This is a genomic window from Methylobacterium amylolyticum (assembly GCF_030700245.1).
GTDB lineage: Bacteria > Pseudomonadota > Alphaproteobacteria > Rhizobiales > Beijerinckiaceae > Methylobacterium.
Genome location: NZ_JAUYZI010000005.1, coordinates 125649 through 146904 on the forward strand (window position 1 = coordinate 125649; position 21256 = coordinate 146904).

Consider the following 21256-nt stretch of genomic DNA (forward strand, 5'->3'; position numbering starts at 1 on the left):
CCGAAGCGCGGGCGCGTCTCCTGCGGATTTTTTCCATGACCTCCCAGAAGACCGGACCCGCCGGCCTCCTCGGCGCGTGGGTCTCGAACCTGCGCGGCGACATCCTCTCGGGCCTCGTCGTCGCCCTCGCCCTGATCCCAGAGGCGATCGGCTTCTCGGTGATCGCAGGCGTCGACCCGAAGGTCGGCCTCTACGCCTCGGTGGTCATCGCCTGCACGATCGCCTTCACCGGCGGACGCCCGGCGATGATCTCTGCCGCCACCGCCGCCACCGCCGTGGTGATGACCGACCTCGTGCGCGATCACGGCGTCCAGTACCTGTTCGCCGCCACGATCCTGATGGGCGTGATCCAGATCGCGGCGGGCTTCCTGAAACTCGGGCGGCTGATGCGCTTCGTCTCGCAGTCGGTGATGACCGGCTTCGTCAACGCGCTGGCGATCCTGATCTTCCTGGCGCAGCTCCCCGAGCTCACCGGCGTCACCCCCGCCACCTACGGGCTCATCGCGCTGGGTCTCGCCATCATCTACGGCTTCCCCCGCCTGACCCGGGCGGTGCCCTCGCCCCTCGTCGCCATCGCCGTGCTGACCGGGCTCACCGCGTGGCTCGGGCTCGACGTGCGCACCGTCGCCCATCTCGGCGCCCTGCCCTCGGCCCTGCCGAGCTTCGCCCTGCCGCAGGTGCCGCTCACCTTCGAGACGCTGCGCATCCTGGCGCCCTACGCCGCCACCCTCGCCGCGGTGGGACTGCTGGAGAGCCTGCTCACCGCGCAGATCGTCGACGACATGACCGACACGCCGAGCAGCAAGAACCGGGAATGCATCGGCCAGGGGCTCGCCAACACCGCCTCGGCCCTGTTCGGCGGCATGGGCGGCTGCGCGATGATCGGGCAGTCGGTGATCAACGTTTCCTCGGGGGCGCGGGGCCGGCTCTCCACCCTGGTGGCGGGCGGCTTTCTCCTCCTGCTGCTGGTGGCGCTTCAGGACCTGCTGGCGGTCGTGCCGGTGGCGGCGCTGACGGCGGTGATGATCATGGTGTCGGTCAACACCTTCTCCTGGCGCTCGCTCGCGCGGCTGCGGACCAACCCGCTGCCCTCCTCGGCGGTGATGCTGGCCACCGTGGCGGTGGTCGTCGCCACCCGCGACCTCGCGATCGGGGTGCTGGTCGGCGTGCTCCTGTCGGGGGTGTTCTTCGCCGGCAAGGTCGCGCGCCTCAGCCGCGTCGCCTCCGAGCTGTCGCCGGACGGGCGCACCCGGACGTACCGAGTGACGGGGCAGGTGTTCTTCGCCTCGGCCGGCGGGTTCGGCGAGGCGGTCGACCTGCTGGAGCCGGTCGAGCGGATCGTCCTCGACGTGAGCGGGGCGCATTTCTGGGACATATCGGCGGTCGGCGCCCTCGACCGGGTGGTGCTGAAGGCCCGCGCCCGGGGGCGGGTCGTCGAGGTGGTCGGGCTCAATGCCGCGAGCGCGACCCTGGTCGAGCGCTTCGGCACCCACGACAAGCCCGGGGCGGCCTCGCTCCCGGCGCACTGAGCGGGGCCGCGGCCGGCGCTCCTCTCGCGGGGCGCCCCTCTCGCGCGGTGCCCCTCTTGCGCGGCGCCGGCCGCGACCCCATTCCGGGCTCACCGGCGCTTGGGGCCGGAAGACAGGGAAGGCATCTGCGGTGACGACGTTCTCTCCGCGCGAGATCGTGTCCGAACTCGATCGCTTCATCGTCGGGCAGCACGACGCCAAGCGCGCGGTGGCGATCGCCCTGCGCAACCGCTGGCGGCGCCAGCAGCTCACCGGGCCGCTGCGCGAGGAGGTCGCGCCCAAGAACATCCTGATGATCGGACCGACCGGTTGCGGCAAGACAGAGATCGCCCGGCGGCTGGCGCGGCTCGCCAACGCGCCGTTCCTGAAGGTCGAGGCGACGAAGTTCACCGAGGTCGGCTATGTCGGCCGCGACGTCGAGCAGATCGTGCGCGACCTCGTCGAGGTGTCGATCGGGCTCACCCGGGGGGTGAAGCGCGAGGCGGTGAAGGCCAAGGCCGAGGCCGCGGCCGAGAACCGGATCCTCGACGCGCTCGTCGGCCCGACCGCGAGCCAAGCCACCCGCGACAGCTTCCGGCGCAGGCTGCGCAAAAGCGAACTCGACGACAAGGAGGTCGAGCTGGAACTGGCCGCGAGCGCGCCGTCGGGCCTGCCGATGTTCGAGATCCCCGGCATGCCCGGCGCCTCGATGGGCGCGATCAACATCGGCGACATGCTGGGTAAGGCGCTCGGCGGCCAGCGGGGCAAGCCGCGCCGGATCACCGTGCGCGAGGCCTACGCGCCCCTGCTCGCCGAGGAATCCGACAAGCTCGTGGACGACGACGCCCTGATCCGCGAGGCGATCCGCGAGGTCGAGGACAACGGCATCGTCTTCCTCGACGAGATCGACAAGATCTGCGCCCGCGAGGGCCGCGCCGGCGACGTGTCGCGCGAGGGCGTCCAGCGCGACCTGCTGCCGCTCATCGAGGGCACCACGGTGGCGACCAAGCACGGGCCGGTGAAGACCGACCACGTGCTGTTCATCGCAAGCGGTGCCTTCCACGTCTCGAAGCCCGCCGACCTCCTGCCGGAATTGCAGGGCCGCCTGCCGATCCGGGTGGAGTTGCAGCCGCTGACGGTCGAGGATTTCAAGCAGATCCTCACCAGCACCGAGGCGAGCCTGCTCAAGCAGACCGTGGCGCTGATGGAGACCGAGGGGGTGACGCTGGCTTTCACCGACGACGCGGTGGACGCGCTGGCCCGCGTCGCCGTCGAAGTGAATGCGTCGGTCGAGAACATCGGCGCCCGCCGCCTCCAGACGGTGCTGGAACGGGTGATCGACGAGATCTCGTTCACCGCCACCGACCGCGCCGGCGAGACCGTGCCGATCGACGCCGCCTACGTGCGGGCGCGGGTGGAGGATCTGGCGGCCAACGCAGATCTCAGCCGGTTCATCCTGTAGGCCCATGATGGCCGGATGCGGAGATTAGGCGAGCCAATCTCCGCACGATATGCGGTGATTGATGCTCCTCCCGGTCGCCGCCCTCGTCGCGGGCATGGTCTCGCTCCAGGCGGGCTCGACGTTTGCCAAGACGCTGTTCCCGGCGCTCGGCCCGGCCGGGACCTCGGCCCTGCGGGTGGGTTTCTCGGCGCTGATCCTCGTCGCGGTCTGGCGGCCGTGGCGGCGTACGCTCCACCCCCGCGACGCCGGCTGGATCGCGCTGTACGGCGCGGCGCTCGGGTCGATGAACCTGCTGTTCTACTGCGCGCTCGCCCGGCTGCCGCTCGGGCCGGCGGTGGCGATCGAGTTCACCGGGCCGCTCGCGGTGGCGCTCGCAGCCTCCCGCCGCCCGACCGACTTCCTCTGGATCGGCGTCGCGGTCGCGGGCCTCGCCCTGCTGCTCCCGCTCGCCGGCAGCGGCGGCCTCGACCCGGTGGGCGTGGGCTACGCGCTCGCCGCCGGCCTCGCCTGGGCCCTCTACATCCTGTTCGGTCAGCGGGCCGGCCGGGTCGACGGCGGGCAGGCGGTGGCGCTCGGGATGAGCGTGGCGGCACTGGTCGCCGCCCCGTTCGGCTTGGCGGGAGCAGGGACCGCCCTGTTCGCCCCGGAGATCCTGGCTGCGGGAATCGTCGTGGCGCTGCTGTCGAGCGCCCTGCCCTACTCGCTGGAGATGGTCGCGCTGCGCAGGCTCGACCGGAAGACCTTCGGGGTGCTGATGAGCCTGGAACCGGCGGTGGCGGCGCTCGCGGCCTTCGCGGTGCTCGACGAGCAATTGAGCGCGGTGCAGTGGCTCGCCATCGCCCTGGTGATCGCGGCCTCGGCCGGCATCACCGTGAGCGCCCGGACACGGGCGGCCGGGCCGCCGGAGATCGAGGCGGAGCGAGGCGTGTGACGGGCGCTACGTGTCTGAATGGCGCTACTTGCCGGCCAGCACGCGCGAGGCGACGTTGATGTACTTGCGCCCCGCTTCCTGGGCGTGGAGCACGGCGTCCACGAGGAGCTCCTCGTCGCGGACGCTGGCGAGCTTGATCAGCATCGGCAGGTTGATGCCGGCCACCACCTCGACCGAGCCGCCGTTCATGCACGACAGCGCGAGGTTCGACGGCGTGCCGCCGAACATGTCGGTCAGCACGACCACGCCCTCGCCCGTGTTCACGCGGCAGACCGCGGACATGATGTCCCGGCGCCGCAGCTCCATATCGTCCTCCGGCCCGATCGTGATCGTCTCGATCTGATCCTGCGGGCCGACCACGTGCTCCAGAGCGGCCTTGAACTCGGTCGCGAGCAAACCGTGGGTGACGAGCACCATGCCAATCATCGACACGTGTTCCGACGTCCTGTGTCTGCCACCATGTTGTGCATCGCACAGATCATCACAAGGCGGACGCGACTTTTTGCTCGGACAGTGCCGCGATCATGCCACGCGCCCGGCCCGGAGGCTATGGGGGCGCCGGAGGGTGCCTCAATCGGCGGGGCTGTGCGACTGCGAAGTCACGCCGGGCCGCTCACGGCTCCGCTTTGCGCAGCGCGGCACGCACCAGCATCGGCGCCAGCCCGGCCGCGCGCGCGCCCCGGTCGAGCACGAGGCGGGGCAGGTGCAGGCCGAGGATCGCGGCGTCCTCGGGCGGATCCGGCAGCCGGGGCGCGGCCTCGACGAGATCGACGGCAAGCGACAGGATCGCTTCGGGCAGGGTCGCCACCCCGAGAGCCTCCGCTGTGAGGATGCCCTGGCCGCGCACCTCCACGAGCCCGATCGCGGCCGGGTGCGGACGGGCGACGAGGCGCCCCGCCCGCACCGCGAGCCCCACCCGGTCGTCGGCGACGAGGGCTGCACCGGCCGCCTCGGCGAGCAGCAGCGCGAGGCTCGACTTGCCCGCGCCCGAGGGCCCGCGGATCAGCACGCCCGCGCCGCCCAGGGCGACGCAGGCGGCGTGAACGGTAACCATCAGGTGTGGAGCTGGCGCGGGGCCGCCGGCAGGCGCACCACGAAGCGGGCGCCGCGCACCGTCGGCTCGCCCTCCTCGTTCGGCGCGCCGGGCCGGTTCTCGGCGCGGATCGAGCCGCGGTGGGCCTGGACGATCTGGCGGGAGATCGACAGGCCGAGGCCCGAGTTCTGGCCGAAGCCCTGCTCCGGGCGATCGGTGTAGAAGCGCTCGAAGATCCGCTCCACCGCGTGCTCGGGGATGCCGGGGCCCTCGTCCTCGCAGATCAGCTCGACCTCCCCGCGGACCCGCCGCAGCGCCACCCGCACCTTGGCGTCGGAGGGGGAGAACGAGCGGGCATTGTCGAGGAGGTTGTTAACCACCTGCCCCAGGCGGCTGTCGTGGCCGATGATGGTGAACGGCGCCTCCTGCTCGGCCGGCGCCTCCACGTCGAGCTGGATCAGGCAGTCCTTCGGCCGCCTGCGCTCGTTGGCCACCGACACGACGGTGGTCAGGAGCTTGCGCATGTCGACCCGCCGCGCCTCGGCCCGGGCGAGTTCCGCGTCGAGGCGCGAGGCGTCGGCGATGTCGCTGATCAGCCGGTCGAGGCGCTTCACGTCGTGCTGGATGATCGCCATCAGCCGCCCGCGGGACTCGTCGGTCTTGGCGAGCGGCAGGGTCTCCACCGCGCTGCGCAGGGAGGTGAGCGGGTTCTTCAATTCGTGGCTCACGTCCGCGGCGAAGCTCTCGATCGCGTCGATGCGGCGGTAGAGCGCCTGGGTCATGTCCCGCAGCGCACCCGACAGATGGCCGATCTCGTCGGTGCGCTCGGTGAAGTCCGGGATCTCCTCGCGGGTCTTGATGCCCATGCGGACCTTCTCGGCCGCCTCGGCGAGGCGGCGCACCGGCCCGGCGATGGCGCCGGCCAGGAGGAAGGACAGCACCACCATCACCATGGCGGCGATCAGGAACACCTGGAGCAGGCCGAAGCGCTCGGAGGCGATCACCCGGTCGATGGCGTCGCCCTGCGTCGAGATCAGCAGCGCGCCGCGCACCTTGCCGCCCTTGTGGATCGGCACCGCCACCGAGACGTTCGTCTCGCCGAGGGTGTTGCGCCGCACGAGGCTGCCGCGGGCGCCGCCGAGCGCGGCCTGGACCTCGCGCAGGGAATGGCCGTTGGCCGGTCCCGTCTCCTCCGGCGGCGCGGTGCGGCCGCCGAACAGGGTGCTGAGCCGGGCGTGGACCGCGTCGAACGCCGATTCGAGCAGGCCGGCCCGGTGCGGCTTCTCGGCGATCGGGTCGGCGCGGCCGGCATCCCCGCGCTTGAACAGGGTGCGGGTGTCGAACAGGAGGCCGCCCTCCTGGTCGTAGACCCGGGCGCGGTTGCCGGTGGGGGTGACGAGGCGCGACAGCAGCGGCGCGACCCGTTCCGGGTTCAGGGAGAACGCGAGCGGCTGCGCCTCCTCGTCGGCCCCCTCGCCCGCCTGCTGCTGGAGAAGCTTGTCGGGGTCGATGCGGATCGCATCGGTATCGACCGAGGCCGAGGCGGCGATCGCCCCGGCGATGATGTCGCCCTGGATCGCGAGGCTCTGGATCCGGGCCTGGATCAGCCCCTGGCGGAACTGGTTGAGGTAGAGGAAGCCGACGAGCAGCGCGATCAGCCCGACGAGGTTGAGCACCACGATCCGGCGCGTCAGGCTCGACGAGGCGCGCTGGCCGATCCCGTCCCAGAGGGCGCGCGGCCACGTCAGCAGGTGCGACAGGGCGCGGGCCGATGCGGCGCGCGGGCCCCCCTCGGCCGGGGCGGCGTCCCGGGCGGTGTTCTGTGCGGGCACGGGGCGGATCCTCGGATCACGCCTCCTTGAAGCGGTAGCCGACGCCGTAGAGCGTCTCGATCATGTCGAAGTTCGGGTCGGTCACCTTGAACTTCTTGCGCAGCCGCTTGATGTGGCTGTCGATCGTGCGGTCGTCGACGTAGACCTGATCGTCGTAGGCGGCGTCCATCAGCGCGTTGCGGCTCTTCACGACGCCGGGGCGGTGGGCGAGCGCCTGGAGGATCAGGAACTCGGTCACGGTGAGCGTCACCGCCTCGCCCTTCCACGTGCAGGTGTGGCGCTCCGGGTCCATCATCAGCGAGCCGCGCTCCAGGGAGCGCGCCGCCGCCTCGGCCTCGCCGCGCGGGGCCGCCCCCGGGGCCTCCTTGGCGAAGCGGCGCAGCACCGCCTTCACCCGCTCGACCAGCAGCCGCTGCGAGAACGGCTTATGGATGAAGTCGTCGGCGCCCATCTTGAGGCCGAACAGCTCGTCGATCTCCTCGTCCTTGGAGGTGAGGAAGATCACCGGCAGGTCCGACTTCTGGCGCAGGCGGCGCAGCAGCTCCATCCCGTCCATGCGCGGCATCTTGATGTCGAAGATCGCGAGATCCGGGGGCGAGTGCCGCAAGCCATCGAGCGCCGACGCGCCGTCGGTGTAGGTCTGGATGCGGTAGCCTTCGGTCTCCAGCGCGATCGAGACGGAGGTGAGGATGTTCCGGTCGTCGTCGACGAGGGCGATGGTCGGCATGCGCGGTCCCTGGCTGAACGGGATCGGGCGCGGTCCGGCACTCGCACGGACCGCGCCGCATCCCGGCCCCGGTCGGGGCGGGCGGAGGGCGTGAGGACGGGCCGACGGCTCGGAACCCGGTTCGCGCCAAAGGGACGACCGCTTTAGTATGATCCCCCGGAAAAAGCGAGCGGCGGTCATAGCTTGGCCGTATTGTTCGCTACGCTGCCCCCGCGCAGGGCTTCGTTCACGGCCCGTTCCCGTTCGAGGCGGGAGCGTCGTCTTGCCGCCCGTGACGCGCGGCGCCGTCCAGAGTTCTGGTTTCGACGCGCTCTCTTTCGCCGAACCGGCATCCACTTCGGCGGCGAGCGCTCTAGTGTTCCGGACGAGGCTGGCGATCCGGGGGTTTGGGCGGGATGAGCGAGACGCGCGCGGACGGACCCGAGCCCCGCGGACCCGCCCGGCCGCTGCCCGCGGCCGAGGCGCCCTTCGACGCGGTCGGGCTGGCGCGGGACCTCCTGCGCGCGACCCGCGCCGGGGCGCTCGCCACCCTCGACGCGCAGGGGACGCCCTTCGCCTCGCTGGTCACGGTCGCCACCGACGCGGACGGCACGCCGCTGATGCTGCTGTCGCGGCTCTCGGCCCACACCCGCAACCTCCTGGCGGATCCGCGCTGCTCGCTGCTGCTCGCCCGGACCGGCAAGGGCGACCCGCTCGCCCATCCCCGCCTCACCGTGGCGGGACGGGCCGCGCAGACGGCCGAGCCGCGGGCGCGGGAGCGGTTCCTCGCCCGGCACCCGAAGGCCGCGCTCTACGCCGACTTCCCCGATTTCGGCTTCTTCGCCCTCGCTCCCGAGGCCGGCCACCTCAACGGCGGCTTCGCCAAGGCGGCGACGCTGACGCGGGACGAGCTGCTCCTCGACCTCGCGGGCGCCGAGGCGGTGGTCGCGGGCGAGCGCGGCGCCGTCGAGCACATGAACGCCGACCATGCCGACGCGCTCGCGCTCTACGCACGCGACGCCGGCGAGCGCTCATGGCGGCTCACCGGGCTCGACCCCGAGGGGATGGACCTGATCGCCGGCGAGCGCACCGCGCGGGTGACCTATCCGGAGCCGGTCTCCGACATGGGCGGCCTGCGCCGGGCGCTCGTGGCGATGGCCGCGCGGGCGCGCGAGGCCCCCGGGGCCTGACCCGTTCCACGGGGCGCGGCAAATTCGTCACGGGATCGCGCCGACGGCATGGCAGCGGGCCGCGGGCTGCCCCATATGGGCGGGATGAGCGACACACATTCCGACACCTTCCCCTTCAGCCTCGAGGTCCATCCGGTCGGCGAGAGCGGCGCCCTCTACCAGTGGAGCATCCGCAAGCACGGCAAGCTCCACCAGCGCTCGGACCGCAAGCACCCGACCGAGGCCAAGGCGCGCTCGCACGGCGAGGCCGAGATCGAGCGCCTGATCCGCGACCGCGGCCGCTGATTTTTTGGGATTTCCCGATCGAGCCTGAAAGCGCCCGGGCGATGGCCTGGGCGTTTTCATTTCCGGAGTTCCGCGCCCGGCGCGCGCTTGGCGCATACCCGCCACACTGCTATCCCGCACGCCGCACACCCAAAATTCCGACAGAGCACGGTGCGTCGCGCGCCGGTGGGAAGACCGATGACCACCCCGATCGACACCATCCGCAACTTCTCGATCGTCGCCCACATCGACCACGGCAAGTCGACGCTGGCCGACCGGCTGATCGAGGTGACCGGGACCGTCTCGCAGCGCGAGATGGGCGAGCAGATGCTCGACTCGATGGACATCGAGAAGGAGCGCGGCATCACCATCAAGGCGCAGACCGTGCGCCTGGAATACCCGGCCAAGGACGGCCGGACCTACATCCTCAACCTGATGGACACGCCCGGGCACGTGGACTTCGCCTACGAGGTGTCGCGCTCGCTCGCCGCCTGCGAGGGCTCGCTGCTCGTGGTCGACGCCTCCCAGGGGGTCGAGGCGCAGACGCTCGCCAACGTCTACCAGGCGCTCGACGCCAACCACGAGATCGTCCCCGTCCTCAACAAGGTCGACCTGCCCGCCGCCGAGCCCGACCGGGTGAAGGAGCAGATCGAGGAGGTGATCGGCCTCGACGCCTCGCAAGCCGTGCCGATCTCGGCCAAGACCGGCCTCAACATCGACCAGGTGCTGGAGGCGATCGTCACCCGGCTGCCCGCGCCCAAGGGCGACCGCGAGGCGCCGCTGAAGGCGCTGCTCGTCGATTCCTGGTACGACGTCTATCTCGGCGTCGTGGTGCTGGTGCGCATCGTCGACGGCGTGCTCAAGAAGGGCATGACCATCCGCATGATGGGCGCCGACGCGGTCTACGGCGTCGACCGGATCGGCGTGTTCCGCCCGAAGATGTCCGACATCGGCGAGCTCGGCCCGGGCGAGGTCGGCTTCCTCACCGCCTCGATCAAGGAGGTGGCCGACACCCGCGTCGGCGATACCATCACCGAGGACAAGCGCCAGACCAAGCAGGTGCTGGCGGGCTTCAAGGACGTGCAGGCGGTCGTCTTCTGCGGCCTGTTCCCGGTGGACGCGGCCGACTTCGAGGACCTGCGCTCGGCCATGGGCAAGCTGCGGCTCAACGACGCCTCGTTCTCCTACGAGATGGAGACGAGCGCCGCGCTCGGCTTCGGCTTCCGCTGCGGTTTTCTGGGACTTCTCCACCTCGAGATCATTCAGGAACGGCTGGAGCGCGAGTTCAACCTCGACCTGATCTCGACGGCGCCGTCCGTCGTCTACCGCCTTCAGATGCGCGACGGCGAGATCAAGGAGCTGCACAACCCGGCCGACATGCCGGACCCGATGAAGATCGAGACGATCGAGGAGCCCTGGATCCGCGCCACGATCCTCACCCCCGACGACTATCTCGGCGGCGTCTTGAAGCTCTGCCAGGACCGGCGCGGCGTGCAGATCGACCTCAACTACGTCGGCAAGCGCGCCATGGTGGTCTACGACCTACCGCTCAACGAGGTGGTGTTCGACTTCTACGACCGGCTGAAGTCGATCTCGAAGGGCTACGCCTCGTTCGACTACCACGTCTCCGACTACCGCGAGGGCGACCTCGTGAAGATGTCGATCCTCGTGAACGCGGAAGCCGTGGACGCGCTGTCGATGCTCGTCCACCGCACCCGCGCCGAGTCCCGCGGCCGGGCGATGTGCGAGAAGCTGAAGGACCTCATCCCCCGCCACCTGTTCCAGATCCCGGTCCAGGCGGCGATCGGCGGCAAGATCATCGCCCGCGAGACCATCCGGGCGCTGTCCAAGGACGTGACCGCGAAATGTTACGGGGGCGACATCTCCCGCAAGCGCAAGCTCCTCGACAAGCAGAAGGAGGGCAAGAAGCGCATGCGCCAGTTCGGCCGAGTCGAGATCCCGCAGGAGGCGTTCATCGCCGCGCTGAAGATGGACGATTGAGCGGACCGTCTTTGCGAGCGCAGCGAAGCAACCCAGGGCTGCGCGAGGTCTGAGAGCGTGGCGCCGCTGGATTGCTTCGCCTTCGGCTCGCAATGACGGGTAGCGGGCCCGCGGCTCACCCCGGCGGCACCACCTCGATCTGGATCCCCCCGTAATACGCCGACAGATTCGCGATATCGGCGTCCGACAATTCCTTCGCGACCACGTTCATGACGGCGTTCTCGCGCTTGCCGTCGCGGTACTCGGTGAGCGCCTTCACGAGGTAGGGCTCGACCTGACCCGCGAGGTTCGGCGCCTCCGGCAGCTTCGAGAGCCCGTCCATGCCGTGGCAGGTCTGGCAGGCCGTGGCGCGCTTCTTCCCCAAGGCGGCGTCGCCGGCCTGGGCGGAGAACGGCGCGAGCACGGCCGCGAGGACGAGGAGGGGTCGGAGCATCGGCATCCCGGTGGTGGCGGCCTCCCTCCCGGCTCGCGCCGGGAGGGAGCGGTCCCAAAAAACTACTTCTCGTAGGAGATGCGGTAGACCGCCCCGGCGGCGTCGTCGGAGACCAGCAGGGAGCCGTCGAGCAGCACGGCGACGTCCACCGGGCGGCCGAGATACTCGCCGTCGCCGGTGAGCCAGCCCTCCGCGAACGGCTTGACCGACTCGACCTTGCCGTCGGCGCCGAGCTTGGCGAACATCACCCGGGCGCCGATCGGCTGGGTGCGGTTCCACGAGCCGTGCTCGGCGATGAAGATGCCGCCCTTGTAGGCGTCGGGGAACTGCTTGCCGTTGTAGAAGGTCATGCCGAGGTCGGCCGCGTGCGGCGGCAGGTCGGCCATCGGCGGCACCGCGTCGGCCGGCGGCGTCTGGTCCTTGTACTCGGCGGTGCGCACGAGGCCGCCGCCGTACCAGGGGAAGCCGAAGGTCTGACCGGCCTTGGTGGCGCGGTTCAGCTCGCCCGGCGGCGTGTCGTCGCCCATGCCGTCGACTTGGTTGTCGGTGAACCACAGCGACTTGTCGGGGGCGAAGTCCATGCCGACCGAGTTCCGGATGCCGGTGGCGTAGACCTCGCGGTTCTTGCCGTCGGCGTCGAGGCGGACGATGCCGCCGATGCCCCACTTCTTGTAGAGGTCCATCTTGGACGGCGCCGGCACGTTGTAGGGCTGGCCGAGCGCGATGTAGGTCTTGCCGTCCGGCCCCACCCGGCAGACGCGGGCGGTGTGGTTGAAGCTCTCCTCCGAAGCGGGGATCAGCTCGCCCTGCTTGACCAGCACGCCGGCCGCCACGTCGGGGTTCTCGTAGAAGAACTCGGCCGCGGGGAACGCCAGCACCCGGTTCTGCTCGACGATCGTCAGCACCCCGTCCCGGGAGAAGCAGACGCCGTTGGGGATCTTGAAGTCGATGCCCGGCGCGAAGGCGCGGACCTCGTCGGCGACCCGGTCCTTGTCGCGGTCGGTGAGCGTGTAGACCTTGGACTTGCGGGTGCCGACGAACACCACGCCGGCATTCGGCCCCACCGCCAGCGCCCGGGCGTCCGGCACCACGGCGTAGAGGTCGATCTTGAAGCCGTCGGGCAGCTTGATCTTGGAGAGCGTCTTGCGGATCGCGTCGGCGCGGCGCCCGGTCTGGGGAATCTCGGGGGCGGGCTGGGTGTTCGTGCTCTGGAAACCCTGGAGCTTCTCCAGATCGTCGGTCTTGGCCTTGGTGTCGGCCGGCGCCGCGCCTTGGGCCAGGGCGGGCAGCGCGGCGCCGGTGAGCAGCGCGGCGAGTATCAGCGAGCGCATGAAGACGTTCCTCCCGATCCGCCCCGTGCGTCGGGCGTTCGGGTGGGACGATATCCGCGCCGGCCCCGCGGGCAAGGCGCCGCCGTGACGCGGCGCCCGCGTTGTCCCCGGATTCAGGCGACGCGCCGCGGCACCAGCCGCTCGCTGGAGAGCGCCTCCTGGGCCCCCGAGAGGCCGGCTTCCGTGTACTCGGCGTCCTCGTTGACCCGCCAGACGTCGTGGCGGCGCGCGCCGGCGAGGATGTTCTCCACCGTCAGCATCGCGGTCATCATCGCGTGGTCCTGGTTGTTGTACTTGTGCATGCCGTTGCGGCCGACGAGGTGGAGCGTCGGGAAATCCCGCTCCAGCTCGCGCCGGACGGTGGCGACGTGGGCGGCGTAGTCCGCGTCGTAGACCGGGTAGGCCTTCGGCTGGCGCACCACGCAGGCATCGACCACGTCGGCCGGGTCGATCAGGCCGATCTGCCCGATCTCGCGCTTGGCCAATGCCACGAGGTCGGCGTCGGAGGCGTTCCAGAGGCCGTCGCCCTCGAAGCAGAAATACTCCAGCCCGAGGCAGGTGTGGCCCGCGTCCGGCACCATCTCCGGGGACCACGAGCGGAAGTTCTGCACCCGGCCGACCTGCACCGCGGGGTCGTGGATGTAGATCCAGTTGTCCGGAAAGTCGGTGTTCGATTTCGCGATCAGCGCGACGGTGAGGAAGTCGCGGTACTGGAGCGCCCGGGCGTGGAAGGTGCTGAGCGGGCGCGGGCGGATCGCGTCGACCAGCTCCCGCACCGGGGCGGAGGAGATCACGTTCCGGGCCGTGTAGGTCTCGCGGCTGCCGTCGCCGCGCTTGGCCGAGACTGTCCAGATGCCGGTGCCCGCGTCGTAGCTGAGGCCGTCGACGCCGCGGTCGAGGAGCACGCGGCCCCCTTGGGCCCGCGTCTTCGCGGCGGCCGCCTCCCACATCATGCCGGGGCCGCGGCGGGGATAGCGGAACGACTCGATCAGGGTCTTGATGACCGGGCCGCCGGACGTCCGGCGCTTGCGCAGGCGCAGCGAGCGCTTCAGCCCGTCGCGGATCGCCGCGCCGAGGTCGAGGCCCTTGATCCGCTGCGCTGCCCAATCCGCCGAGATCGCGTCGCAGGACATGCCCCACACCTTCTCGGTGTAGGTCTTGAAGAAGATCGCGAACAGCCGCTCGCCGAACTGGTTGCGCACCCAGGCGTGGAAGGTCTGCGGCTCCCGCACCGGCCGGGCACGGGCGTAGAGGTAGGAGGCCACGCAGGCGGCGCTGGTGAACACGCCGAGGTTGCGCAGCGCCTCGAACGCCTTCAGCGGGTAGGCGTAGTACCGGCCGCGGTAGTAGATCCGCGACAGGCGCGGGCGCTCGATGAAGTCGTCCGGCAGGATCTCGTCCCACAGGTCGACCACCGCCTTCGCCTTTGAGAAGAAGCGGTGGCCGCCGATGTCGAACAGGTAGCCGTTGTGGGAGACGGTGCGCGAGATGCCGCCGACCTGATCGGAATCGCGCTCCAGCACCGCGACCGAGCGGCCCCGCTTCGACAGCAGGTAGGCGGCGGTGAGGCCCGCGGGCCCCGCGCCGATCACCAGCGTCTCGGTGTGGTGGCTCATCCCCGGCTCCGGCAGGCGTCGCGGCCGGGTCGCTCCCGGCGCGTGCGGAGCCTGCCTCGCAGATGGTTAAGGAAGCGCACTGCCGGCCCGGCTTGACCGGCCATTAAGGACGCCCGGCGATGGTGGGGCCGCGCCCGGACGCGGCGCGAACGGAGCCCCGCCGCCGATGCCCCACGCGGCCGCCGCCTCGCCGGCACGGATCGACCCGCGGACCTTCCTGTGGCTGCTCGTCGCCCTCGCCGTCGCGACGATGAACGCGCCGGCCGAGATCTGGGAGACGATCCGCCACCTGCGCGTGCCCGACACCGACGACGCCATGCGGCTCGCCGAGGTGCGCGACCTCCTCGGCGGCCAGGGCTGGTACGACAACGTCCAGCTCCGCTTCCAGCCGCCCGACGGCGTGCCGAGCCACTGGTCGCGGCTCGTGGACGCGCCGATCGCCGGCCTGATCCTGGCGCTGACGCCGCTCGCCGGCCGGGCGCTCGCCACCGGGCTGACGGCGGCGCTGTGGCCCGCGCTGCTGTTCGGCCTCTACGGGTTCGTGCTGTACCGCGGCGCGCGCGGCCTGTTCGGCCCGCGGGCCGGCGTGCTGGCGCTGCTCGCGGCCACGCAGACCTTCGGCGTCACCGTCCAGTTCACGCCCGGCCGGGTCGACCACCACGCCGTGCAGATCCTGGCGATCCTCGGGCTCGGCCTCTGCATGATCCGCGGCGGCCTGCGGGCGGGGCTCGTCGGCGGCGGCCTCGCCGCCCTGTCGCTCGCGGTGGGGCTCGAAGGCTTGCCCTACGTCGCTCTCGGCGCCCTGTACCTCGCGGGCGACTGGATCCTGCGCGGCCGGCCCGCCCTGCCGGCCTTCCTGGGCTTCGGGCTCGGGCTGGGGCTCGCCGCGCCGGCCCTGTTCGCCGCCCAGACGGCGCCGGGACTGTGGGGGACGACCTATTGCGACGCCCTGTCGCCGCCCTGGCTCTGGCTCGCGGCGGGGGGGCTCGGCACCGCGCTCGCCGCGGCGGGTCCCGGCGGCCGGCTCGGGAGCGCGTGGGGGCGCCTCGCCCTGGCGGCCCTGTGCGGCGCGGGCCTGCTCGGCGGCTTCGCCCTCGCCTTCCCGCTCTGCCTCGGCGGCCCGTTCCCGGGGATGACGCCGCTGGTGCGCGACCACTGGCTGCTCACCGTCAACGAGATGTCCTCGGTGCCGACGTTCATCGCCCGGGGCCAGTGGGAGGCGCTGGTCTTCTACCCCGTGCTGGCGATCGCGAGCCTGTGCGCGGCGTGGTCGGCGTGGCGCGGGCCGGAGCGCCGGGCGTGGTCGGTGTTCGCGCTGTTCCTGTGGCCCGGCCTCGTCCTCGGCTACGTCCAGTTCCGCGGGATCTACGTCGCCTCCGGCCTCGTGCCGCTGGTGGCCGGCGCGGTGATCGACCGGGCGCTGCGGCTCGCGGCCGATCGCGCCGTGCCGGCCCGGCGGCGCTGGGCCGCCGCCGGGCTCTCGGCCAGCCTCGTCAGCACCGTCTGGATGGCGCCGGTGGTCCTCGGCGTGACCCTCGCTCCCGACGTGCGCACCGCGCCGGATCCCAGCGGCGCCCTCGCCTGCTCCGGGCCGGCGGGGGTCGCGGCGCTCGCGGCGCTGCCGCCCGGCACGGTGCTCGCGCCGATCTTCATGGGCCCGTCGATCCTGCTGCGCACGCCGCACGCGGTGGTGGCTGCGCCCTATCACCGGGCGATCCCCGGGCTGACCGCCGCGATCGAGGGCCTGGGCGGCACCGAGGCGGACCTCCGGCGCAGCGTCGCGGCCTTCGGCGTCGACTACCTCGTCGCCTGCCCCAGCCGCCCCGGCGACGACATCCGCGGCGCGCCGGCCTTCGCGACCCGGCTGGCCCGGGGCGAGACGTCCTCGGACTGGCTGGCGCCCGTGGCGGTGCCGGGGGTGCTGAAGGTGTGGCGGGTGACGCGGTGAGCCGGCTCAGAGCAGCCGGCGGTCGAGGCGGATGATCCGGCAGGGATCGCCGGCCCGGGCGGCGGGGGCGCGCGGCGCGCGGATCAGCAGGGCCTCCGCGCGCCCGAGGACGGCGAGCATCGAGGAATCCTGCCGGTTCTCGGGCGTGGCGACCGGCAGCTCGCCGGGCCGCAGCTCGAGGCGGGCGCGCATGTAGTCGGCCCGGCCGTCGTTCTCGGGCAGGTCGCGGCCGAGCACGGCCGGCTCGCTGCGGTCGGCGCCGGCCATCGGATCGCCCAGCAGCGCCCGGATCGTCGGCACCACGAACAGCAGCCCGCAGACGATGGAGGAGACCGGGTTGCCGGGCAGCCCGATCACCAGCATCCGCCCGAGCCGGCCGTGCATCAGCGGCTTGCCGGGGCGCAGGGCCACCCGCCAGAAGCCGAAATCCATCCCCTCGCGCCGCAGGGCCGCCTGGACGAGGTCGTGATCGCCCACCGAGGCGCCGCCGAGCGTCACCAGCAGGTCGGCCTCCGCCTCGCGCGCACGGCGCACGGCGTCTTCGAGGGCGGCGTGGTCGTCGGCGGCGATGCCGAGATCGATCGTCTCCGCCCCGGCCTCCGCGGCGAGCGCGGCGAGCGCGAGGCTGTTCGAGGCGACGATCTGGTCCCAGGCGGCCGGCGCCCCGGGCTCGACCAGCTCGTCGCCGGTGGCGAGGATCGCCACGCGGGGCCTGCGCCGCACCGGCAGGCTCGGGTGTCCGGCCGCCGCCGCCAGGGCGAGGCGGCGGGCGTCGAGGGTGAGGCCCGCGCCGAGCAGGGTGTCGCCCGCGGCGAAGTCGAGGCCGGCGCGGCGGATGAAGCGGTCGCGCTCGACCGGCTCCACCACCCGGACCGCGTCGCCCGCGGCCTCGGCATCCTCCTGGATCAGGATCGCGTCGGCCCCCTCGGGCACGGGGGCGCCGGTGAAGATCCGCACCGCCTCGCCCGGGCCGAGCGGGCCCGCGAAGCCGTGGCCGGCGGCGCTGATGCCGATCAGGCGCAGCGCGGCGCCGGCCGATCCGGCATCCGCGGCGCGCACCGCGTAGCCGTCCATCGCCGAGGCCGGAAAGGGCGGCTGCGTGCGGGTGGCGGCCACGTCGGCCGCGAGCGTCCGCCCGGCGGCGCGGGCGAGCGGGGTCGTCTCGGCCTCGGTCGGGCCCGGCACGCTGGCGAGCACCCGCGCCAGCGCCTCGGCGACGGGGATCAGCCCGCTCATCACGCCTCCGCCCGGTAGGCGCCGGAGCGGCCGCCGTCCTTGGCGGTGAGCCGCACGCCTTCGATGCGCATGCCGCGGTCGACTGCCTTCACCATGTCGTAGACCGTCAGGCAGGCGAGCGAGACGGCGGTCAGTGCCTCCATCTCGACGCCGGTCGGCCCCTGCACCCGCACTTCCGCCGAGATCCGCAGGCCCGGCAGGGCGTCGTCGGGCTCGCAATCGACGCGCACCTTCGACAGGAGCAGGGGGTGGCACAGCGGGATCAGCTCGTGCGTGCGCTTGGCCGCCATGATGCCGGCGAGGCGGGCGGTGCCGATCACGTCGCCCTTCTTGGCGTCGCCCTCGCGGATCAGCGCCAGGGTCTCGGGCCGCATCACCACGCAGCCCTCCGCGCGGGCGGTGCGGGTGGTGGCGGGCTTGTCGGTGACGTCGACCATGTTGGCCGCGCCCGCGGCGTCGAGATGGGTCAGGCCCGGCCGCTCCGGCTCCATGCGGCTCAGCCCTTCTTGCGGGCCGGCTTGGCCGATCCGGTCTTGCCCGTCCCGCCTTGGCCCGCCTCGCCCGAGAGCAGCGCCCGCGTCGCAGCGGTCACGTCCGCCTGCCGCATCAGGCTCTCGCCGACCAGCACCACGTCGAGGCCGTGGGCGGAGAGACGCTGCACGTCGGCGTGGTCGTTGATGCCGCTCTCGGCCACGGCGATCCGGTCCTCGGGGATGCCGGGTCGCAGGTCGAGGGCCGTGTCGAACGAGACCTCGAACGTCTTGAGGTTGCGGTTGTTGATCCCGACCATGGCGGTGCCGAGCGTCAGCGCGCGTGCGAGTTCGAGCGCGTCGTGAACTTCGGCGAGAACGTCCATGCCGAGCTCATGCGCGGTCTCGACCAGCGCCACCGCCTCGTCGTCGTCGAGGCAGGCCATGATCACGAGGATGCAGTCGGCCCCCCAGGCCCGGGCCTCGTAGACCTGGTAGGGCTCGAACATGAAGTCCTTGCGCAGCACCGGCAGGGCGCAGGCGGCCCGGGCCTCGGTCAGGTACTCGGGCCGGCCCTGGAACGAGGGCTCGTCGGTCAGCACCGACAGGCAGGCCGCGCCGCCCGCGGCGTAGGCGGCCGCCAGCGCCGCCGGCTCGAAGTCGGCGCGGATCAGGCCCTTCGACGGCGAGGCCTTCTTGATCTCGGCGATCAGGGCCGGGCGGCCCGCCGCCCGCTGGGCGCGGATCGCGTCGGCGAAACCGCGGGGCGCGTCGGCCCCGGCGACGCGCCGCTCCAGCTTGGCCAGCGGCACCCGCAGCTTGGCCTCGGCGATCTCCCGGCGCTTGTAGGCCTCGATCCGGGCCAGCACGTTGGGCCGCTCCGGGGCCGTCTCGGCGACGGCCTCCCCCGTGACGGAGGTCATCGGCTCAGCGGTCACAGGCACAACGGTCATAGGCACTCCTGCCCGTTCGATGGGCCGTTCACCGGTTCGAGACCTGCACGAGGCGCGCCAGCGTCGCCCGGGCCGCGCCGGAATCGAGCGCATCCTGCGCCCGCGCGACGCCGTCCGCCAGGGCGTCCGCGGCGCCTGCGACCACGAGCGCGGCCCCCGCATTGAGAACCGCGATGTCCCGGTAGGCGTTGCGTGCCCCGTCGAGCACGGCGCCCAGCGCCCGGGCGTTGTCGGGCGGCTCGCCGCCGCGCAGCGCCTCGGGCGGGTGCAGCGGCAGGCCGACTTCGCGCGGGTCGATCGCGAAGCGGCTGATCCGCCCCTCGTCGAGGGCGACGACCTGGGTCGGGCCGGTGACGGTGATCTCGTCGAGCCCGTCCGAGCCGTGCACGGTCCAGACCCGGCGGCTGCCGAGTTCGGCGAGCACCCGGGTCAGCGGCTCGGCGCGGGCCCCGTCGGCGACGCCGAAGAGCTGGCTGGCGACGTCCGCCGGATTGCACAGCGGTCCCAGCAGGTTGAAGATCGTGCGCACCGGCAGTTCGGAGCGGACCGCCGCCACGTGGCGCATCGCCCCGTGATGGGCCTGGGCGAACAGGAAGCACAGGCCCGCCTCGGCGAGGCACGAAGCCTGCGCCTCCGGGTCGAGCCCGAGCCGGACACCGAGCGCCGCGAGCACGTCGGCGGCCCCCGAGCGAGAGGTCGCGGCGCGGTTGCCGTGCTTGGCCACCGGCACGCCGCAGGCGGCGACGAGGATGGCGGCCAGCGTCGAGACGTTGACGCTGCCCGAATGGTCGCCGCCGGTGCCGACCACGTCGACCGCGCCGGCCGGCGCCGTCACCCGGACCATGCGCGCGCGCATCGCCTCGGCCGCGCCGACGATCTCCTCGACCGTCTCGCCGCGCACCTTCAGCGCGGTCAGGAACGCCGCCGCCTGGACCGGGGTGACCTCCCCCGACAGGAGGTCGTCGAAGGCGGCGCGCGCGGCGGCGCGGTCGAGGGCGAGGCCCCCGGCGACCCGCGCGAGATGCGGCTTGAAGGAATCCATGGTCTGTCGCGGTGGGCCGAAGCGCTGGCAGGGGGCTCGGCGCGTCAATGCACGGGCGGCCGGCCCTTGTCACGCATAGGCTCGTCACGGATGGGCTCGTCGCGGATGGGCGCGTCACGCGCGGCCTTCCAGGCGGCCGCCATGGCGAGGAAGTTGCGCACGATCTCGGCGCCGTGCTGCGAGCGGATGCTCTCCGGGTGGAACTGCACCCCGTGGACCGGCCGCTCGGCGTGCTCCAGGCCCATGATCAGCCCGTCCGCCTCGGCCGTGACCCGCAGCGCCTCCGGGCAGGTGGCGCGGTCGACCACCAGCGAGTGGTAGCGCGTCGCCTCGAAGCTGTCGTTGAGGCCGCGGAACAGGCCGCTGGCCCCGTGGCGGATGGTGGAGACCTTGCCGTGCAGCGGCAGCGGCGCCCGCACCACGTCCCCACCGAACGCCTGCCCGATCGCCTGGAGGCCGAGGCAGACGCCGAAGATCGGGATCTCGCCCGAGAGTTCCCGCACCACGTCGAGGCAGATCCCCGCCTCGTTGGGCGTGCACGGCCCCGGCGAGAGCACGATCGCGTCCGGCGCCCGCTCCCGGATGTCGGCCACCGTCAGCGCGTCGTTGCGCGCCACCGCGATCGACCCGCATTGCGGCCCGATCAGGTGGACGAGGTTGAAGGTGAAGCTGTCGTAGTTGTCGATGACGAGGACGTTGGACATCGCGGGCACCCGGGCGGACCCCCGCGATGTGACGGCTCGGGCCCGGCCGGTCAACCGCCGCGGGAACCGGGCCAGGGCTCCGATCTGGCCGGCCCGGGCCGAGGCCCGACCGGCGCTCGCCGCTGCGCACGCGTTCGCGTATCGTGCCGTCCCGGGGGGCGAGACCGGATATCGCCCCGGGGGAGAGCCGCATGGCCGTGCACCGACGCGTCGCGTCCGCCGGATCGTCGGGGCGGCCGTGGCTCCTGTCCGCGGCGCTGGTCCTGCCGCTCGTGCTCCCGGCGCACGCCGCGCCGGCCGACGAGCCGACCGAGCGGCGCCTGACCGTGACGCTGCTCACCCTCGACATGGCCCAGACCGCCTGCGGCTTCCGCGTCGCCCGGGACCGGCTCGCGGCCCTGCTCGCCGCCGCGAACGTGACGCGGGACCAGCTCTACGGGCGTCCCATCACGCCGACGCTCCAGGCGTCGATCGACGGGCTGCGGGACGGGTTCACGCGCAACGCCCCTGCCGCCTGTGCCGAGGCGTGGCGCCAGTTCGGACCGGCGAGCGCGCCGAACCTGCTGACGCGGTGACGCGGGCCGGGCGCCCAGCCG

At 72.5% G+C, this 21256-nt stretch carries 20 protein-coding genes; 8 read left to right on the forward strand and 12 right to left on the reverse strand.

The genetic code is table 11. The annotated features are described in order from the left end of the window. The first annotated feature begins 35 nt into the window (after window positions 1–35). The 3 genes from Q8W71_RS05760 (at window position 36) to Q8W71_RS05770 (ending at window position 3901) form a co-directional block, all read left to right on the forward strand. Window positions 36–1529 (forward strand): SulP family inorganic anion transporter, encoded by a 1494-nt coding sequence (locus tag Q8W71_RS05760; protein ID WP_305524370.1) that lies wholly within the window; start codon window positions 36–38, stop codon window positions 1527–1529. A gap of 130 nt (window positions 1530–1659) precedes the next feature. After that, window positions 1660–2970: an ATP-dependent protease ATPase subunit HslU gene (hslU, locus tag Q8W71_RS05765; RefSeq protein ID WP_305524371.1), complete on the forward strand. Its 1311-nt coding sequence runs from the start codon at window positions 1660–1662 to the stop codon at window positions 2968–2970. Between the two features lie 61 nt (window positions 2971–3031). Then, window positions 3032–3901, forward strand: a complete 870-nt coding sequence (locus tag Q8W71_RS05770) for an EamA family transporter (protein ID WP_305524372.1) — start codon at window positions 3032–3034, stop codon at window positions 3899–3901. Between the two features lie 24 nt (window positions 3902–3925). Here the strand turns inward: Q8W71_RS05770 and Q8W71_RS05775 are convergent, their stop codons facing one another. From Q8W71_RS05775 to Q8W71_RS05790, 4 genes are all read right to left on the reverse strand, one after another. Then, on the reverse strand, window positions 3926–4327 hold the full coding sequence (locus Q8W71_RS05775) for a PTS sugar transporter subunit IIA (RefSeq protein WP_305524438.1): 402 nt from the start codon (window positions 4325–4327) through the stop codon (window positions 3926–3928). Window positions 4328–4514: 187 nt separating this feature from the next. Continuing rightward, window positions 4515–4955, reverse strand: a complete 441-nt coding sequence (locus Q8W71_RS05780; protein ID WP_305524373.1) for an HPr kinase/phosphorylase — start codon at window positions 4953–4955, stop codon at window positions 4515–4517. Next, on the reverse strand, window positions 4955–6694 hold the full coding sequence (locus tag Q8W71_RS05785; protein WP_305524439.1) for a sensor histidine kinase: 1740 nt from the start codon (window positions 6692–6694) through the stop codon (window positions 4955–4957). The genes Q8W71_RS05780 and Q8W71_RS05785 overlap by 1 nt, the downstream gene beginning before the upstream one ends. Before the next feature lie 88 nt (window positions 6695–6782). Then, window positions 6783–7493: a response regulator transcription factor gene (locus tag Q8W71_RS05790; RefSeq protein WP_305524374.1), complete on the reverse strand. Its 711-nt coding sequence runs from the start codon at window positions 7491–7493 to the stop codon at window positions 6783–6785. Window positions 7494–7888: 395 nt separating this feature from the next. Between Q8W71_RS05790 and Q8W71_RS05795 the strand changes: the two genes are divergently transcribed. The 3 genes from Q8W71_RS05795 (at window position 7889) to lepA (ending at window position 10927) form a co-directional block, all read left to right on the forward strand. Further along, window positions 7889–8662, forward strand: coding sequence for a HugZ family pyridoxamine 5'-phosphate oxidase (locus Q8W71_RS05795; protein WP_305524375.1), 774 nt, complete (start codon window positions 7889–7891; stop codon window positions 8660–8662). A 48-nt stretch (window positions 8663–8710) separates the two neighbouring features. Then, window positions 8711–8947 (forward strand): hypothetical protein, encoded by a 237-nt coding sequence (locus Q8W71_RS05800; RefSeq protein ID WP_370875346.1) that lies wholly within the window; start codon window positions 8711–8713, stop codon window positions 8945–8947. Window positions 8948–9124: 177 nt separating this feature from the next. Beyond that, entirely contained in the window at window positions 9125–10927 is a 1803-nt protein-coding gene (lepA, locus tag Q8W71_RS05805; protein WP_305524376.1) for a translation elongation factor 4, read from the forward strand. Window positions 10928–11042: 115 nt separating this feature from the next. On the opposite strand, the gene Q8W71_RS05810 is transcribed toward lepA, so the two are convergent. The 3 genes from Q8W71_RS05810 to Q8W71_RS05820 all read right to left on the reverse strand — a co-directional run bounded on the left by Q8W71_RS05810 (window position 11043) and on the right by Q8W71_RS05820 (window position 14307). Then, a complete protein-coding gene (locus Q8W71_RS05810) occupies window positions 11043–11360 on the reverse strand; it encodes a c-type cytochrome (protein WP_305524377.1) in 318 nt (105 codons plus the stop codon). Between the two features lie 62 nt (window positions 11361–11422). Continuing rightward, a complete protein-coding gene (locus tag Q8W71_RS05815; protein ID WP_305524378.1) occupies window positions 11423–12691 on the reverse strand; it encodes a PQQ-dependent sugar dehydrogenase in 1269 nt (422 codons plus the stop codon). Window positions 12692–12804: 113 nt separating this feature from the next. After that, window positions 12805–14307, reverse strand: coding sequence for an NAD(P)/FAD-dependent oxidoreductase (locus Q8W71_RS05820; RefSeq protein ID WP_305524379.1), 1503 nt, complete (start codon window positions 14305–14307; stop codon window positions 12805–12807). A gap of 166 nt (window positions 14308–14473) precedes the next feature. On the opposite strand from Q8W71_RS05820, the gene Q8W71_RS05825 reads away from it, so the two are divergent. After that, window positions 14474–16255 (forward strand): hypothetical protein, encoded by a 1782-nt coding sequence (locus tag Q8W71_RS05825; RefSeq protein WP_305524380.1) that lies wholly within the window; start codon window positions 14474–14476, stop codon window positions 16253–16255. 6 nt (window positions 16256–16261) lie between these two features. Here Q8W71_RS05825 and Q8W71_RS05830 read toward each other — a convergent pair whose 3' ends face one another. Genes Q8W71_RS05830 through Q8W71_RS05850 form a run of 5 tightly spaced genes read right to left on the reverse strand, consistent with a single transcriptional unit; the run spans window position 16262 to window position 20660 of the window. Then, the gene (locus tag Q8W71_RS05830; protein ID WP_305524381.1) at window positions 16262–17491 is read right to left on the reverse strand and encodes a molybdopterin molybdotransferase MoeA; all 1230 of its coding nucleotides are present in this window, start codon (window positions 17489–17491) and stop codon (window positions 16262–16264) included. Further along, entirely contained in the window at window positions 17491–17982 is a 492-nt protein-coding gene (gene moaC, locus Q8W71_RS05835; RefSeq protein ID WP_305524382.1) for a cyclic pyranopterin monophosphate synthase MoaC, read from the reverse strand. Before moaC ends, Q8W71_RS05830 begins: the two co-directional genes overlap by 1 nt. A 5-nt stretch (window positions 17983–17987) precedes the next feature. Further along, complete coding sequence (gene trpC, locus Q8W71_RS05840; protein WP_305524441.1) at window positions 17988–18884, reverse strand: indole-3-glycerol phosphate synthase TrpC; 897 nt, start codon at window positions 18882–18884, stop codon at window positions 17988–17990. Window positions 18885–18942: 58 nt separating this feature from the next. After that, window positions 18943–19956: an anthranilate phosphoribosyltransferase gene (gene trpD / locus Q8W71_RS05845; protein WP_305524383.1), complete on the reverse strand. Its 1014-nt coding sequence runs from the start codon at window positions 19954–19956 to the stop codon at window positions 18943–18945. Window positions 19957–20000: 44 nt separating this feature from the next. Then, window positions 20001–20660, reverse strand: a complete 660-nt coding sequence (locus Q8W71_RS05850) for an anthranilate synthase component II (protein WP_305524384.1) — start codon at window positions 20658–20660, stop codon at window positions 20001–20003. Between the two features lie 191 nt (window positions 20661–20851). Here Q8W71_RS05850 and Q8W71_RS05855 point away from each other — a divergent pair, with 191 nt between their 5' ends. Beyond that, the gene (locus Q8W71_RS05855) at window positions 20852–21235 is read left to right on the forward strand and encodes a hypothetical protein (RefSeq protein WP_305524385.1); all 384 of its coding nucleotides are present in this window, start codon (window positions 20852–20854) and stop codon (window positions 21233–21235) included. Window positions 21236–21256: the final 21 nt, after the last annotated feature.